The sequence below is a fragment of the Lacisediminihabitans sp. FW035 genome (assembly GCF_054880895.1).
The window spans coordinates 2,231,772-2,247,485 of the sequence record NZ_CM142187.1 but is presented as its reverse complement, the minus strand read 5'-3'; the positions used below and the strand labels follow the sequence as shown (position 1 = coordinate 2,247,485).

Genomic DNA, 15,714 nt, shown 5'->3' with positions numbered 1-15,714 from the left:
GAATCGACCGCATCCCTCGGCCCTAAGCTGGCCGGAGATTCGAAAGGACCAGATGTTCACCAAGATCCTCGTGGCCAATCGTGGCGAAATCGCCATCCGTGCCTTTCGCGCCGCCTATGAGCTCGGCGCCCAGACCGTCGCAGTCTTCCCCTACGAAGACCGCAATTCGATGCATCGGCTGAAAGCAGACGAGGCCTACCAGATCGGGGAGCCCGGCCACCCGGTGCGCGCGTACCTGGATGTGTCGGAGATCATCCGGGTCGCTCTCGAGTGCGGCGCCGACGCGATCTATCCGGGCTATGGCTTCCTCTCGGAGAACCCTGAGCTCGCCGAGGCTGCTGCTGCCGCCGGCATCACGTTCATCGGTCCGGGCCAGAGCGTGCTCGAGATGGCCGGCAACAAGGTGACGGCAAAGGAGCACGCGGTCGCCGCGGGAGTGCCGGTCCTCGCGTCCACCCCGGCCTCGAAGGACGTCGACGAGCTGCTCGCCGGGGCCGATGCGATCGGCTTCCCCATCTTCGCCAAGGCCGTCGCCGGCGGCGGCGGGAGAGGGATGCGGCGGGTCGAGAAGAAGGAAGACCTGCGCGCGGCTCTCCTCGAGGCCATGCGTGAGGCCGACAGCGCTTTCGGCGACCCGACCATGTTCCTCGAGCAGGCCGTGGTGCGCCCGCGTCACATCGAGGTGCAGATCCTGGCGGATGCCACGGGGGAGACCGTGCACCTGTTCGAGCGCGACTGCTCGGTGCAGCGTCGACACCAGAAGGTGATCGAGATCGCTCCGGCCCCGAACCTCGACGAGGTGACCCGCCAGGCGATGTACCGGGACGCGATCGCGTTCGCCAAGTCGATCGGCTATGTCAACGCGGGAACGGTCGAGTTCCTGCTCGACACCGCGGGCGAACGCAAGGGAAAGCACGTGTTCATCGAGATGAACCCGCGCATCCAGGTGGAGCACACCGTGACCGAGGAGGTCACCGATATCGACCTCGTGCAGTCCCAGATGCGCATCGCGTTCGGCCAGACCCTCGCCGAGCTCGGACTGCACCAGGAAGACATCCGCCTGCGAGGCGCCGCGCTGCAGTGCCGCATCACGACGGAAGATCCCGCGGCGGGATTCCGACCCGACACCGGCAAGATCACCACCTACCGCTCGCCGGGTGGTGGCGGCATCCGTCTCGACGGCGGCACCATCGACCCCGGCACCCAGATCAGCCCCCACTTCGACTCGATGCTCGTGAAGATGACCTGCCGCGGGCGGGACTTCCCCGCGGCGGTCGCCCGGGCCAAGCGCGGACTCGCCGAGTTCCGCATCCGCGGTGTCTCCACCAATATCCCGTTCTTGCAGGCCGTACTCGACGATCCGTCGTTCCAGGCCGGGGATCTCAGCACTTCCTTCATCGAGGAGCGTCCGGAGCTGTTCGACACCCACCAGTCGAAGGACCGCGGCACCAAGATCCTCAACTGGCTTGCGGATGTCACGGTGAACCGCCCGAACGGCGATGGAGCCGGCATCCTGAACCCGGCGCTGAAGCTGCCGGAAATCGACGTCAATCAGCCCGCTCCCGCCGGATCGCGCCAGCGCCTGCTCGAGCTCGGCCCCGTCGGATTCGCCTCGGCGCTGCGCGCGCAGACCGCCCTCGCCGTCACCGAGACCACGTTCCGCGATGCGCACCAGTCGCTGCTTGCGACGCGGGTACGCACGAAGGACCTCGTGGCCGTTGCACCCTACGTGGCCCGGATGACCCCGCAGCTGCTCTCGGTCGAGGCCTGGGGCGGCGCGACCTACGACGTCGCCCTCCGTTTCCTCGGAGAGAACCCGTGGGACCGGCTCGCCGCCCTGCGCGAGAGCCTCCCGAACATCGCGATCCAGATGCTGCTCCGTGGACGCAACACTGTGGGCTACACGCCATACCCCACCGAGGTGACGGATGCCTTCGTGCGCGAGGCGGCATCCACCGGCGTCGACATCTTCCGAATCTTCGACGCGCTCAACGATGTGTCCCAGATGCGTCCGGCCATCGACTCGGTGCTCGAGACTGGCACCGCCGTCGCGGAGGTGGCACTCTGCTACACCGGTGACTTGCTCGACCCGTCCGAAGATCTCTACACCCTCGACTACTACCTGAAGCTCGCCGAGCAGATCGTGGATGCCGGCGCCCACATCATCGCCATCAAGGACATGGCGGGATTGCTGCGTGCCAGCGCGGCCGAGAAGCTCGTGACGGCCCTTCGGGACCGGTTCGAGCTCCCCGTGCACGTGCACACCCATGACACCGCCGGCGGGCAGCTGGCCACCCTGCTCGCCGCCAGCCGTGCCGGAGCGGACGCGGTGGATGTCGCGAGCGCGCCGATGGCGGGCACGACCAGCCAGCCCTCGGCGTCGGCCCTCGTCGCCGCGCTCGCCCACACCGAGCGCGACACGGGCCTCTCGCTGCAGGCGGTCTCCGACCTCGAGCCCTACTGGGAGGCGGTGCGCCACGCCTACAAGCCCTTCGAGTCCGGGCTGCCGGGACCGACGGGCCGGGTCTACCACCATGAGATCCCCGGAGGCCAGCTGTCGAACCTTCGCCAGCAGGCCATCGCCCTCGGTCTCGCCGACCAGTTCGAGAAGATCGAAGACCTCTACGCGGCGGCCAACAAGATGCTCGGTCGCCCGCCGAAGGTTACCCCCTCGTCGAAGGTCGTCGGCGACCTCGCACTCGCCCTCGCGGCGGCGAACGCGGATCCGGCCGACTTCGAGCAGAACCCCGATCGCTACGACATCCCCGACTCCGTGGTCGGCTTCATGGCCGGCGAACTCGGAGACCTGCCCGGCGGATGGCCCGAGCCGTTCCGCTCCAAGGTGCTCGCCGGGCGCACCGTGAAGATCGGCGTCGAGGAGATCACGGATGCCGATCGTGCAGGGCTCGCCGGCGACGCCGAGTCGCGCCGGTCCACCCTCAATCGCCTGCTGTTCGCCGCGCCGACAAAGGCATTCGAAGCCGTGCGGGAGCAGTACGGCGACCTGTCCGTCATCGACACCGTCGACTACCTCTACGGCCTGCGTCAGGGCCAGGAGCACGTCATCGACATCGAGAAGGGCGTGAGTCTCTACATCGGGCTCGAGGCCATCGGTGACGCCGACGACAAGGGGATGCGCACAGTGATGACGGTGATCAACGGCCAGATGCGGCCCGTCTTCGCGCGGGATCGCGGCATCACTGTCGACAGCAAGGCGGCAGAGAAGGCGGATACCACCGTCGCCGGTCAGGTCGCAGCGCCCTTCTCCGGTGTGGTCACACTCCAGGTCGTGGAGGGAGACACCGTGACGATCGGCCAGAACGTCGCGTCGATCGAAGCCATGAAGATGGAGGCCGCGATCACCGCATCCGTCGCCGGTATCGTTCGGCGGCTCGCCATCCCGCGCACCCAGCAGGTGGATGCCGGTGACCTGCTCGTCGTGATCGAACCGGCCTGATCGAACCGGCCTGATCGAACCGGCCCGATCGGATCGGCCCGATCGGATCGGGCAGATCGCGCGTACAGTCGGCCCTGACCGGCGCCATTCGCCCCTCGCGGTAGAGTAGGGGGTTCTTATTGCGCTAATTTCAGCACAACGAAGGGTTACCGGCATGTCGACCAGAAGCAGGGAATCGGAGAGCCGCGATCCGCTCTCCGAATCTGAAGCGGGCTACGACTTCGCCGACGGCGCGACGGATGACCTCGCCGCGAGCCTTCCGCAGAGCCTCTCGATCGAGGTGAGCCTTCCCACGACGATCCACGCCGCGCCGGAGGACGAACTCGCCGTATCGATCGTCGAGGTACCGGTGAATCCGGGCTCGGTGGAGGTGGTGCAGCCGTCAACGATGTCCATTCCCGTCGTCGCACCGGCACCCCGGCCGGAGCCGGCCCCAGCGCCGGTCCCGATCCCGGAGCTCCCGACCAACGACGATCGGGCGCTCAACCGTCGCGATGTCAACCGCCGTGATCTCGGTCGACGCGAGCGCACTCGCGGCGAAGTCTCCAACACGCCGGAACCGGCCAACATGCTCACGGCGGACCGGCTGATCGACGCCCGCAAGAAGAAGCGCGTCAAGCCGGAGGGCGGACTCAACGCCTTCCTCTACACCGCCACCCTTCACATCGTCAATCGTGGGGACTCGCCGAAGGTGCTCGCCCGGAAGGCCATCGAAGCCCGGGTCGACAAGAGGTTCGAGGGCGGCGCGCGCTTCATCCCGGTGCTCACGCGCAAGGGCGGTGTCGGCAAGACCACGATCACGGCCCTGCTCGGGATGGCGCTCAGCGATATCCGCGAGGACCGCATCATCGCGATCGACGCCAATCCGGACCGCGGCACGCTGTCTGAGCGTGTCAACAAGCAGACACGCTCCACCGTGAGGGACGTCGTGACGCTGGCCCCGAGCATCAACAGCTTCAACGATTTCACCACGATGGTTTCCCGGGATGAGACGCGGCTCGACATCCTCGCGTCCGACACCGATCCCTTGCTCTCCGAAGCGTTCGACGAGAACGACTACAACGTGGTTGCGGATCTCGCGGCCCGGTTTTACTCGATCGTGCTCACCGACTGCGGCACAGGGATCGTGCACTCGGTGATGCGGGCCACCCTGCAGCGGGCCGACTCGGTGGTGATCGTTTCCGGAGGCAGCGTCGACGAGGCGCGCCTCGCATCCGAGACGCTCACCTGGCTCGAGGCGAATGGCTACCAGGACCTGGTGAAGAACGCGGTGGTCGCCCTGAACACCGCCACCCAGGGAACCAACCTCGTGAAACTCGAAGAGATCGAGGCGCACTTCAAGTCCAGGGTGCGGGAGATCGTGCGCATCCCCTACGACCCGCAGCTCGCCGCCGGCTCCGTGATCAACTACCGCGATCTCAAGCCGCTCACGAAGGCGTCTGCCCGCGAGCTGGCTGCACTGGTCGTCGATGGTCTTCCCGCCCGGCAGGGTGCCTGAGCAACCACCGTCGATCGCGCGCCCCCGCGATGCCGTCTCCCCTTTCGAAAGCGAGCAATTCTGCATGACCGAGCGACAGATCCGTATCTTCGGCGATCCGGTGCTGAAGACCGTGTCAGACCCGATCCGCCCGACCGATGACGTCACCGGGCTCATCGAGGACCTGATCGACACCGTCAAGGTGCCCGGGCGCGCGGGGGTCGCGGCCCCGCAGATCGGCGTCAACCAGCGGGCTTTCAGCTACAACGTCGACGGGCAGATCGGGTACATCATCAACCCGGTACTCGTAGAGGTCTCGGGGGAGCCGGAGCTCGTCGACGAGGGATGCCTCTCGGTTCCCGGCTTCTATTTCGAGCGTCTGCGGTATCCGTTCGCCCGCGTCACGGGAGTCGATCTCGCCGGCGATGCAATCGAGCTGAGCGGCGAGGGCGTCATGGCCCAGGCGCTGCAGCACGAGACAGATCACCTCGACGGCAAGCTCTACATCGAAGGGCTCGAGAAGGGCCTGCGCCGCGAAGCGATGGAGGCCATCCGTAACAGCGACTGGTTCTGAACCCGCCCATTCCTCCTGGTCGAGTAGGAGCGCAGGGAGTTCTGCGGGTCGAGTAGGAGCGCAGCGACGTGTCGAGACCGCTGTGCTGGTCGACTAGGAGCGCAGCGAGTTCTGCTGGTCGAGTAGGAGCGCAGGGACGTGTCGAGACCGCTGTGCTGGTCGACTAGGAGCGCAGGGAGTTCTGCGGGTCGAGTAGGAGCGCAGCGACGTGTCGAGACCTGGGCCGGCCGGGACCAACTCCCCTCCTACACCGAATCCACAATCGACCTCGATTTCACGCCACCCCTTCTCGAGCTTGACCAAAGCCGGCTGCACGCGCCAGCCTGCCGGAATGCCCCACATGTATATCCTGAAGTGCGCCGATGGCAGTTTCTACGTCGGCAGTACGCGCGACCTCGACCGCCGGATGTTCGAACACGGAACAGGAGTGGGCGCCGCGTATACGCGCAAGCGGCTTCCCGTCGAGCTCGTGTTCGCGGAGGAGTATGCGTTCGTTCATGAAGCCTATGAGCGCGAGAAGCAGGTGCAGGGATGGAGCCGTCGCAAGCGCGAGGCCCTGATCGCTGGTCATTATGACCTGCTTCCGAACGCCTCACGTGGTCGGTTTGGGCGGGAGTCGCGCGGCTGAGGGTCTCGACACGTCGCTGGAGCTCCTACTCGACCAGCAGAGGTGTGTTGGTCGAGTAGCGCCCGACGGAGGAGGACGCGTGTCGAGACCTGGGGTGACGGGGTCTCGACACGTCGCTGGCGCTCCTACTCGACCGGCGGAGAGGTGTGCTGGTCGAGTAGTGCCCGACGGAGGAGGACGCGTGTCGAGACCTGGGGTGACGGGGTCTCGACACGTCGCTGGCGCTCCTACTCGACCGGCAGAGGCGCTAGATCGAGATGCCCTCCGTGGCGGGGGCGCCCTGATACATGCCCTCGATGTCCGCGGAGAAGTCCTTGAGGATCACATTGCGCTTGATGCTCATCTTCGGTGTGAGGTGCCCGCTGGCCTCGGTGAGCTCGCGCGTGAGAATCACGAACTTGCGGATCGACTCGGCCCGGGAGACCGTCGCGTTCGCGGCATCCACCGCCTTCTGGATCTCGGCGACCACCTTAGGGAGCCTGGCGGCTTCCTCGATCGGCATGTTGGCATCCTCGCCGTTGTTGTTGAGCCATACCGGAAGCATCTCGTCGTCGAGAGTGACCAGAGCCGCGATGAACGGCTTCTGCTCGCCCACCACGATCACCTGGTCCACGATCGGATTGGCGCGAATCGGGTCCTCGAGTAGGGCCGGCGATACGTTCTTACCCCCGGCGGTGACGATGATCTCCTTCTTGCGGCCGGTGATCGAGAGGTAGCCGTCTTCGTCGAACTCGCCGATGTCTCCGGTCTTGAACCACTCACCGTCGAAGACCTTCGCGGTCTCCTCCGGGTTCTGCCAGTAGCCATCGAAGATGTTGATGCCCTTTGCCTGGATCTCGCCATCGTCCGCGATGCGCACCGAGACGCCGGGAAGTGGCGGTCCCACCTTGCCGATCTTGAAGTTCGACGGGCGGTTCACCGAGATCGGCGCCGTGGTCTCCGTGAGGCCATAGCCCTCGAGGATCGTGATGCCGAGGCTGCGGTAGAAGTGCCCGAGCCGCAGCCCGAGAGGGGCGGATCCGGAGACCGCGAATTTCACATTGCCTCCCATCGCCGCACGGATCTTCGAGAGCACGAGCCGGTCGAGCACCGCGAACTGCAGCTTGAGCGAGAGCGGAACGGTGCCGGCATCCAGGGCTTTCGAGTGCTCGATAGCGACCGCAGCGGCCCGCCGGAAGATCTTGCCCTTCCCGCCACCTTCAGCCTTCTGCTCCGAAGAGTTGTAGACCTTCTCGAATACCCGCGGCACCGCGAGAAGGAAGGTCGGCTTGAATGAGGCCATGGCCGGGAGGAGCTGCTTGGTGTCGGCTTGGTGCCCCACCTGCACCCCGCCATGGATGCTCAGGACCGCGATGAAGCGGGCGAAGATGTGGGCGGTGGTGATGAACAACAGCGTCTTCGACTGGGTGTTGACCACCTCGGGAATCGCCAGCGCGGCATTGCGCGAGAGTTCCACGAAGTTGGAGTGGGTGAGGATGCAGCCCTTCGGCCGCCCGGTGGTTCCGGCCGTATAGATGAGCGTGGCGAGGTCGGATCCCTTGGCGATGACACGGCGACGCTCGATCTCCTCGTCGGTCACCTCGGCGCCGCTCGCAGCGAGTTTGTCGAGGTCGCCGAGGTTGATCTTCCAGGCGTTGCGGATGAGCGGCAGGTCCGCGTAGACCTCGTCGAAGCGGGCGAAATGGTCGGGGGTCTCGGTGATCATGGCGATCGCACCGGAGTCGGTAAGGTTCCATTGCACCTGGCTGGGGGAGGACGTCTCGTAGATCGGCACGAGCACGGCTCCGGCGAACCACGTGGCGAAGTCGATCAGCGTCCACTCGTAGCGCGTCTTGCACATGAGACCGATCTTGTCCCCGGGTTGGATTCCGGCGGCGACCAGGCCCTTCGCGAGCGCGATCACCTGGGCGAGGAACTCGGATGCCGAGACATCCGTCCACCCTCCCGCTGCGGTGGGGAGCGCGAAGAGCGCGAGGTCCGGTGTGGCTTTCACACGGTCGACAAGCAGATCCGTCGCATTCGCGTCGGGATCGGCTGCGACGAGAGCGGGTACGTCGTATTCCTGCACGGCTACTCCTTCGGGGCCGGCACGGGCTCCACGTCGGAGCCGTTTCGTGCACTATCGGGGCGAGGGGGCCAAATAGCAGAAGCCACCCCCGTTGCCTAAACTCTAGGTGGTGCGTCTGGGAAGCCCCACACCACTTGTACGTCTCCCACAAGTCTTTTCGGAACAAAGGTCACCGCTCGTGCATGCAATCGGAATCGATATCGGCGGCACCAAGATCGCGGGAGCCCTCGTCTCCGAACTCGGCGAGATCATCGTCGAAGACCGGCTGCCCACCCCGACGACCGGTTCGGAGCAGATCGTCGACGCCGTCGTCTCGATGATCGAGCGCCTGCGCGACGGCCACGAGGTCGAGGCCGCCGGCGTCGCGGCGCCCGGTTTCATCGATGCGGCACAGTCCACGGTGTACTACACGCCGAACATCAGCTGGCGCCACGAACCGCTCCGCCAGCGGCTCACCGACCGGCTCGACCTCGATATCACCATCGACAACGATGCGAACGCGGCGGGTTGGGCCGAATTCCGGTTCGGCTCCGGTCGCCTGTACAGCGATATGACGATGCTCACCATCGGCACAGGCGTCGGGGGAGCGATCGTCACTCAGGATCGACTGTTCCGCGGCGGATTCGGAGCCGGCGCCGAGCTCGGCCACATGCGCATCGTGCCGGACGGCCTGCCCTGCGGATGCGGCGCCCGGGGCTGCATCGAGCAGTACGGATCAGGCCGCGCGTTGTTGCGCATGGCCAATGCGATCGCGGATGTCGGCGGTATCGGCCTCGGGCTCGCGGCGGTGCGCGAGCAACGCGGCACCCTCGGAGGACCGGATGTCGCGGAGCTCATCGTCGCCGGGGATCCTGGCGCGCTTCAGGCCCTGCGCGAACTCGGCACCTGGCTCGGTCAGGCCTGCGCCTCGCTCAGCGCGGTGCTCGATCCCCAGGTCTTCGTCTTCGGGGGCGGTGTCGCGGTGGCGGGCGACCTGCTGCTCGACCCGATCCGGGAGGCGTACCTCTCACATCTGCCGGCTCGCGGATTCCATCCCGAACCCGTCTTCGTGATCGCAGAGCTGGTGAACGACGCGGGCGTCGTCGGTGCGGCGGACCTCGCCAGACTGCATGCCGCGAACCGGTAGCGGCCCGCGTAGCCGTTAGAGTGGGTCAATCTCTGAAGGCGCAGGTTTCAAATGTTCTACTGGTTCATGAAGAACCTGGTCGCAGGTCCGCTGCTGAAGACCGCCTTCCGGCCCTGGGTCACCGGGCATGAGAACATCCCGAAGTCGGGCGGCGTGATCATGGCCTCCAACCACCTGTCGTTCATCGACTCGGTATTCCTGCCGCTCGTGATGGACCGTCGCATCAGCTTTCTCGCCAAGAGCGACTACTACACGGGCCGCGGCACGAAATCGTGGCTCATCAAGAACTTCCTCAAGGCCACCGGGATGATCCCGATCGACCGTTCCGGGGGCAAGGCCTCCGAGGCATCCCTCCAGACCGGTCTCGGCGTGCTCGCGCGCGGCGAAGTGCTCGGCATCTATCCGGAGGGAACGCGCAGCCCCGATGGTCGTCTCTATCGTGGACGCACGGGCGTCGCCCGCATGATCCTCGAGGGCGGGGTCCCGGTGGTGCCGGTCGCGATGATCGACACCGAGAAGGTGATGCCCATCGGGTCCCGCCTTCCCAAGGTGCGGCGCATCGGAATCGTCATCGGGAAGCCTCTGGACTTCTCCCGGTTCGAGGGCATGGAGGGGGACCGCTTCATCCTGCGCTCCATCACCGACGAGATCATGTACGAGCTCGACCGCCTCAGCGGCCAGGAGTACGTAGACGTCTACGCCTCCTCCGTCAAGGAGAAGCAGGCTTCGCTCAGCCGGTAGGCTGGGAAGTCGGGCCAGTCGCCCCCTTTATCAGCCCGATCCCCCCAGCGCATTGAGGAACCACCCCCTGTGTTTGCCAGCAATGATGACCCGGTCGTACTCGCAGATCCATCGGTGATCGCCGGGCTGGATCATTGGCGCACACTTCCGATCAAGCAGCAGCCACAGTGGCCGGATGCCTCGGCCGTGCAGGCCGCCTCTGACGAGATCGCTTCGTTGCCGCCCCTGATCTTCGCCGGTGAGGTCGACGTGCTGCGTGAGCGGCTCGCGGCCGCCGCTCGCGGCCAGTCATTCCTCCTCCAGGGAGGCGACTGCGCCGAGACCTTCGCCGGAGCCACCGCGGACGCCATCCGCAACCGGGTCAAGACCGTGCTGCAGATGGCCGTGGTGCTCACCTACGGCGCCTCGACGCCGGTGATCAAGATGGGGCGGATGGCCGGGCAGTTCGCCAAGCCCCGCTCCAGCGACACCGAGACCCGGGGAGATGTGACGCTTCCGGCCTACCGGGGAGACATCGTCAATGGTTTCGACTTCACTCCGGAGTCGCGCGAGGCCGATCCCCGCCGTCTCGTGCAGGGCTACCACACCTCGGCATCCACCATCAATCTCGTGCGTGCCTTCACCCAGGGTGGCTTCGCCGACCTGCGCGAGGTGCACCGGTGGAACCAGGGTTTCGCCCGCAATCCCGCGAACGTGCGCTACGAGCAGATGGCGCACGACATCGACAAGGCCATCAAGTTCATGGAGGCGGCCGGCGCCGACTTCGACGAACTCAAGCGCGTGGAGTTCTACACCAGCCACGAGAGCCTGCTGATGGACTACGAGCGTCCGATGACCCGGATCGACTCGCGCAACGGCACGCCCATCAACACCTCGGCGCACTTTCTCTGGATCGGGGAGCGCACCCGCGACCTCGACGGAGCCCATGTGGACTACATGTCCCGGGTGCGCAACCCGATCGGGGTGAAGCTCGGCCCGACCACCAAGATCGACGACATGCTGCGGCTGATCGACAGGCTCGACCCCGACCGCGAACCGGGGCGCCTCACCTTCATCACGCGCATGGGCGCCGGCAAGGTGCGGGATGCCCTCCCGCCGCTGCTGGAAGCGATCAAGCAGGTGGACGCCAATCCGCTCTGGGTCACAGATCCGATGCACGGCAACGGCCTGACGACGCCCAACGGCTACAAGACCCGGCGTTTCGACGACGTGGTCGACGAGGTGAAGGGCTTCTTCGAGGCCCACCGCGCCGCGGGGACCTACCCGGGCGGCATACACATCGAGCTCACCGGTGACGACGTCACCGAGTGTCTCGGGGGCTCCGAGCAGATCGACGAGGCCACGCTCGCCACGCGCTACGAGTCCCTGTGCGACCCGCGCCTCAACCACATGCAGTCGCTCGAGCTGGCGTTCCTCGTCGCCGAGGAGCTCAGCGCGCGCTGAGCGTTTCGCCGGATGCTCGGCATGCAGCCACCAGTGCGGCCGCGCGGTGTGGCGTGCAGTGCGCTGCGACTCGTTCGCGGATCAGGAACAATGGGGCGGATGCGGCGTGTCGCAGCCCTGCGCCTCGGCGTGTCTCGCACGACTCCTGATCCGCGAACACGGAGACGGAGCGTGCGCCGGACCATACGCCAGACCACACGCCGGACCACGCGCCCGACGGTGCGCCGCCATGTCAGACTGCGGCGATGCGTTCGACAGCGTGGTTGACGAACTGGCGCGAGATCGTGCTGGGATGTTGACGTACCGAGGCGCTAGAGGCCGTTGAAGTTGACCTTCACTGTCGAGCCCTTGTCGACGGTCGTTCCTGCCGAGGGGTTGGTTCTCGCTACAGTGAAAGACGAGGGCGCGATATCGGCCACCTTGTTGTAGCTCGGCACGAAACCGGCGTCGGCGAGTGCCTTCTTGGCCTTATCCCACGAGAGTCCCACGACATCCGGCACCGCGATCTGCTCCTTGCCCTTGGAGATCGTCAGCGAAATCGGATCCCCGGGACGGACGACCGCACCGGTGGCCAGGTCGATGCCGATCACGTTGCCCTTCGGCACGGTGTCGCTGTAGTCTTGCCGGCCCGGTGTCGCGGTGAGGTCAACCTCGCTGAGGGTGGTGGTGGCGTCCTCGACGGTCTTGCCCGCGACATCCGGAATCGCACCCACGGAGACGACGAGCGATATCGGCTGATTCTGGCCGTAGGTCGTGACCGACGTGAGGTCGAGCGCGTCGGTGCCGAATGCGGCGATCACAGTGTCCTTCGACACCTTTGCGTCGAACTGCTTCGATGACGCTTTCGAGTCGTAGCGGAATCCGGCGTCCTTGATCTTCTGGATCGCGGCGTTCTGAGCCTCTCCCACGAGCGTAGGAACTGCGATGTTCTTGGGACCGCTGGAGACGAGGAGGGTCACCTGGCTGTCTTTGGGCACCCGGGTTCCGATGGCCGGGGTGGTCTCGGCGACGGCGCCCTTCGGCACCTTCAAGGAAGGCGTTTCCCCGGGAGTCGGGTTGACGGTGAGCCCCAGCCCCGAGAGGGTCGCGGATGCTGCGGACGGCGATTGCCCGGCGAGGTCGGGGATCGCGACCTGCGCCCCCGGTCCGGCGCCGAAGTACCACCCGGTGCCGCCCGCGAGCGCGGCGATGAGGATGACGAGGGCGAACAGCCAGAACCCCTTGCGTCGTCGCCGATCGCTCTTCACCGCGAGGGTGTTCGCCGTTTCGGTGAGGATCGGCCCCGTGCGATGCCGGGCCTTCGGTGTGAGGATCTGCGTATCGCCGGTGCTGGACAGCGCCGCCACCGCGGAGGGCATGATCATCGTGCGCTGGGTGGACGTGGATGCCGTGGTCGGCTCCTCCAGGCGCAGCAGGGCTTCCGTCTCGTGGAGCTGGTCGAGCATCGCCTTGGCGTCCCGAGGGCGCTGGTCGGGATCCCGCGCCGTCGCCCACAGCACCAGCTCGTCGAGTTCGGCGGGCACACGCGGGTTCTTGGTGCTCGGGGTCGGCACGGTGTCGTTGGCGTGCTGGTGCGCGATCTGGAATGCCTGCTCGCCTTTGAACGGCTGCTCGCCGGCGAGCATCTCGTAGAGCATGATGCCAACGGCATAGATGTCGCTGCGGGTGTCGGCGACCCCGCGGGTCACCAGCTCGGGGGAGAGGTAGGCGATCGTGCCGAGCAGCGCATTGCCGGTGGCGGTATTTGCGGACGCGGCGCGCGCGAGCCCGAAGTCACCGATCTTGATCCGGCCGTCGTCGGCGAGCAGCACGTTCTCCGGCTTGAGATCGCGGTGGACTATGCCGTTCTTGTGGGCGGCGGCGAGCCCGGCGAGGATCGCCTCCATGATGTCCATCGCCTGCATGGTCGTGAGCACCTTGTGCTCCATCAGCAGGTCGCGCAGCGTGATGCCCGGCAGGTATTCCATCACCAGGTAGGCGGTCTCGCCGTCCTGGCCCTGGTCGTAGACGTTCACGACGTTCGGATGCGCAAGCCGAGCCGCCGAGCGTGCCTCCTGGATGAAGCGGGCCTTGTATTGCGAATCGTCGGCGAGGTGCCCGTGCATGACCTTGATCGCGACGCGCCGCTCGAGCCGCAGGTCGGTGGCGAGATACACCGTCGCCATGCCCCCGCGAGCGATGCGCGATCGCACCTGGTAACGGCCGTCGATGAGACGTCCGATCAGGGGATCGCTGCTGCTGGTGGTCACTGATCGAGTCTAAGGATCGACTGCCGGATCATCCGGCTAAAACACCGAGGTACCGCCGGTCGAATCGGGCGTCTTGCCGCAATCGTTATGTTGGCGGCGCCGCTACCGGATCGCCGCGAGCCAGGAGCGGGCGGAGGACTCCCATTTCGCATAGGCGGTCGGGAAGCCGGAGAGTTGCACAGCCTGGGCCGCATCCGTCACCGACTTGGCCTGCCAGCCTGGGATGTCGAGAAGGCCGCGGGTGTTGGCGGCATTGGGGTTCTTCGGCCCGCCGAAGAACAACCGGGCCGCGTAGGTGGGCTGGAGGATCTGCGCCGGCGTGCCCCAGCCCGTGCTCGGACGCTGCTGGAAGATACCGATCGAGTCGCGGTCCCCATAGGTCAGATTGCGCAGTCCGGACTCCTGCGCGGCTGCGGCGAGAGCCACGACGAGGCCGTATTCCGGCACGCCGAGAGAGCGGCCTACGGAGACGATGGTGCGCGCGTTGGCGGCCATCTCGCTCGTGAGCGCGACGACGGCCGCGGGTGAGGCCGGCACGACGGACGCAGCGGTCGGGATGGCCAGCGTGTGGCCGCCGTAGATGATGCTCGACCAGGTGAGGTTGTTGGCCGCGAGGATGGCCTGCGAGGTGACTCCGAACTTCGCGGCGATCTTGGCGATCGTGTCGCCGCTCGCGATCGTATAAGTGACCGGTGTGCCCGGCGCCGCGACGGACGGAGCTTCGACGATGCGCACTTGGCTGGCGGGGGCGACGGCTGCCACACTGGTCGATCCCGGGATCGCGATGGTCTGTCCGGGGTAGATGATGCTCGTCCAGGCCAAGCCGTTGGCGCTCAGCAGAGTCTGTGTTGCGAGCCCGAACTTGGCGGCGATTCCCCCGATCGAGTCGCCCTTCTGGATCGTGTATCGGCTCGTCGGGGTGGCGGCGACGGGCGTGACAGCCGCCACTGCACCGCTGCTGCTGAGCTTCAGGGTCTGGCCGGCGAAGATCACGGACTTCCAGCTGAGGCCGTTGAGGGCGAGAACGGATGCGGTGGCCAAGCCGTACCGGCCGGCGATACTGGAGACGGTGTCACCGGCGACCACCCGATAGGTGGCGGGCGCGGAGGCGGCGACGGAGGTGGAGGCCTCGGTCACCGGGGCTGCAACGGGGTTGCTCGCCGCGCGGGCGGCGGCGGTGAACGCGTCGCGGATGCTCTTGCCGAGCTCTGAGGGAGTGGACCGCGGCTTGTCTCGGCGCAGGTCGGCGGCCTGCACCGGCCCGGTCACATTGAGTGTCATCGCAATGGTTCCTGCGAGCACGATCGGGATCGTGTTGAAGAGACCGCGGGCGAGCTTGCCCTGGTCGGCTCGGCTGCCCTGCCGACGGCGTGAGCTGTCGTCGTGCTCGAATGTCTTCGTCATGCTGAAACCTCGTCTATCTCTCGCCCCCGAGATATGCCCCGCACCCAGGAACGGGCATCACGTCATCCATGAACGCTGACACAGATCTATAACAGTGTCAATTAGTGGGGCGCATGTTGTTCGAGTTAACGCGTTCGAAACATAGGCCTGAAGTTTGCTCCAGCGCGTGCGTCTGGCAGCATTGCACTCGTGACTACTGCTTCGGACACCCGCTGGCTGACCCTCCCCGAACTCGTCGACATCCTCGGTATCGGCGTGAGCAAGGTGCGTCGGCTCATCGAAGACCACAGCCTGCTGGCGTCCAAGATCGACGGGGTGTGGAAGGTGCCGGAGTCATTCATCCGCGACTCCGAGCCGCTTCCTGAACTGCGAGGGACCCTCCTCGTGCTTCACGACAGCGGCTACAGCGACGAAGAGGCCATGCACTGGCTGCTCACCGCTGAAGAAAGCATCGGCATCCCCCCGATCGACGCCCTGCGTGCCGGCCGCAAGGCCGAGGTGCGCCGCGTGGCCCAGGCGCTCGGGTTCTAGCCCCGCCCCTCGGCGC

At 66.3% G+C, this 15,714-nt stretch carries 11 protein-coding genes; 8 read left to right on the top strand and 3 right to left on the bottom strand.

From position 1 onward, the window contains the following. Window positions 1-52 precede the first annotated feature (52 nt). From ACVXZ4_RS10735 to ACVXZ4_RS10720, 4 genes are all read left to right on the top strand, one after another. Window positions 53-3,457 carry a pyruvate carboxylase gene (locus ACVXZ4_RS10735; protein ID WP_461794839.1) on the top strand — a complete coding sequence of 1,135 codons (3,405 nt, stop codon included), beginning with the start codon at window positions 53-55 and terminating at the stop codon, window positions 3,455-3,457. A 154-nt stretch (window positions 3,458-3,611) separates the two neighbouring features. Then, window positions 3,612-4,955 carry a MinD/ParA family ATP-binding protein gene (locus ACVXZ4_RS10730; RefSeq protein ID WP_461794838.1) on the top strand — a complete coding sequence of 448 codons (1,344 nt, stop codon included), beginning with the start codon at window positions 3,612-3,614 and terminating at the stop codon, window positions 4,953-4,955. A 64-nt stretch (window positions 4,956-5,019) separates the two neighbouring features. Continuing rightward, window positions 5,020-5,508, top strand: a complete 489-nt coding sequence (locus ACVXZ4_RS10725) for a peptide deformylase (RefSeq protein WP_461794837.1) — start codon at window positions 5,020-5,022, stop codon at window positions 5,506-5,508. A 340-nt stretch (window positions 5,509-5,848) separates the two neighbouring features. Beyond that, on the top strand, window positions 5,849-6,136 hold the full coding sequence (locus ACVXZ4_RS10720; protein WP_461794836.1) for a GIY-YIG nuclease family protein: 288 nt from the start codon (window positions 5,849-5,851) through the stop codon (window positions 6,134-6,136). 247 nt (window positions 6,137-6,383) lie between these two features. On the opposite strand, the gene ACVXZ4_RS10715 is transcribed toward ACVXZ4_RS10720, so the two are convergent. After that, on the bottom strand, window positions 6,384-8,204 hold the full coding sequence (locus ACVXZ4_RS10715; protein ID WP_461794835.1) for an AMP-dependent synthetase/ligase: 1,821 nt from the start codon (window positions 8,202-8,204) through the stop codon (window positions 6,384-6,386). 178 nt (window positions 8,205-8,382) lie between these two features. On the opposite strand from ACVXZ4_RS10715, the gene ACVXZ4_RS10710 reads away from it, so the two are divergent. The 3 genes from ACVXZ4_RS10710 to ACVXZ4_RS10700 all read left to right on the top strand — a co-directional run bounded on the left by ACVXZ4_RS10710 (window position 8,383) and on the right by ACVXZ4_RS10700 (window position 11,514). Further along, a complete protein-coding gene (locus ACVXZ4_RS10710; RefSeq protein ID WP_461794834.1) occupies window positions 8,383-9,330 on the top strand; it encodes an ROK family glucokinase in 948 nt (315 codons plus the stop codon). A 51-nt stretch (window positions 9,331-9,381) separates the two neighbouring features. Next, a complete protein-coding gene (locus ACVXZ4_RS10705; protein WP_461794833.1) occupies window positions 9,382-10,071 on the top strand; it encodes a lysophospholipid acyltransferase family protein in 690 nt (229 codons plus the stop codon). Window positions 10,072-10,185: 114 nt separating this feature from the next. After that, on the top strand, window positions 10,186-11,514 hold the full coding sequence (locus ACVXZ4_RS10700) for a class II 3-deoxy-7-phosphoheptulonate synthase (RefSeq protein WP_461797961.1): 1,329 nt from the start codon (window positions 10,186-10,188) through the stop codon (window positions 11,512-11,514). A 311-nt stretch (window positions 11,515-11,825) separates the two neighbouring features. Here the strand turns inward: ACVXZ4_RS10700 and pknB are convergent, their stop codons facing one another. Together pknB and ACVXZ4_RS10690 are read right to left on the bottom strand one after the other, a co-directional pair. After that, on the bottom strand, window positions 11,826-13,763 hold the full coding sequence (pknB, locus tag ACVXZ4_RS10695; protein ID WP_461794832.1) for a Stk1 family PASTA domain-containing Ser/Thr kinase: 1,938 nt from the start codon (window positions 13,761-13,763) through the stop codon (window positions 11,826-11,828). A gap of 102 nt (window positions 13,764-13,865) precedes the next feature. Further along, on the bottom strand, window positions 13,866-15,167 hold the full coding sequence (locus tag ACVXZ4_RS10690) for a LysM peptidoglycan-binding domain-containing protein (RefSeq protein ID WP_461794831.1): 1,302 nt from the start codon (window positions 15,165-15,167) through the stop codon (window positions 13,866-13,868). A gap of 189 nt (window positions 15,168-15,356) precedes the next feature. Between ACVXZ4_RS10690 and ACVXZ4_RS10685 the strand changes: the two genes are divergently transcribed. Continuing rightward, the gene (locus tag ACVXZ4_RS10685; RefSeq protein ID WP_461794830.1) at window positions 15,357-15,698 is read left to right on the top strand and encodes an Rv2175c family DNA-binding protein; all 342 of its coding nucleotides are present in this window, start codon (window positions 15,357-15,359) and stop codon (window positions 15,696-15,698) included. Window positions 15,699-15,714 lie beyond the last annotated feature (16 nt).

Coding starts and splice junctions, on each gene's coding strand:
- ACVXZ4_RS10690 (WP_461794831.1), bottom strand. CDS start 15,167: ATGACGAAGACATTCGAGCACGACGACAGCTCACGCCGTCGGCAGGGC.
- ACVXZ4_RS10720 (WP_461794836.1), top strand. CDS start 5,849: ATGTATATCCTGAAGTGCGCCGATGGCAGTTTCTACGTCGGCAGTACG.
- ACVXZ4_RS10705 (WP_461794833.1), top strand. CDS start 9,382: ATGTTCTACTGGTTCATGAAGAACCTGGTCGCAGGTCCGCTGCTGAAG.
- ACVXZ4_RS10730 (WP_461794838.1), top strand. CDS start 3,612: ATGTCGACCAGAAGCAGGGAATCGGAGAGCCGCGATCCGCTCTCCGAA.
- ACVXZ4_RS10735 (WP_461794839.1), top strand. CDS start 53: ATGTTCACCAAGATCCTCGTGGCCAATCGTGGCGAAATCGCCATCCGT.
- ACVXZ4_RS10725 (WP_461794837.1), top strand. CDS start 5,020: ATGACCGAGCGACAGATCCGTATCTTCGGCGATCCGGTGCTGAAGACC.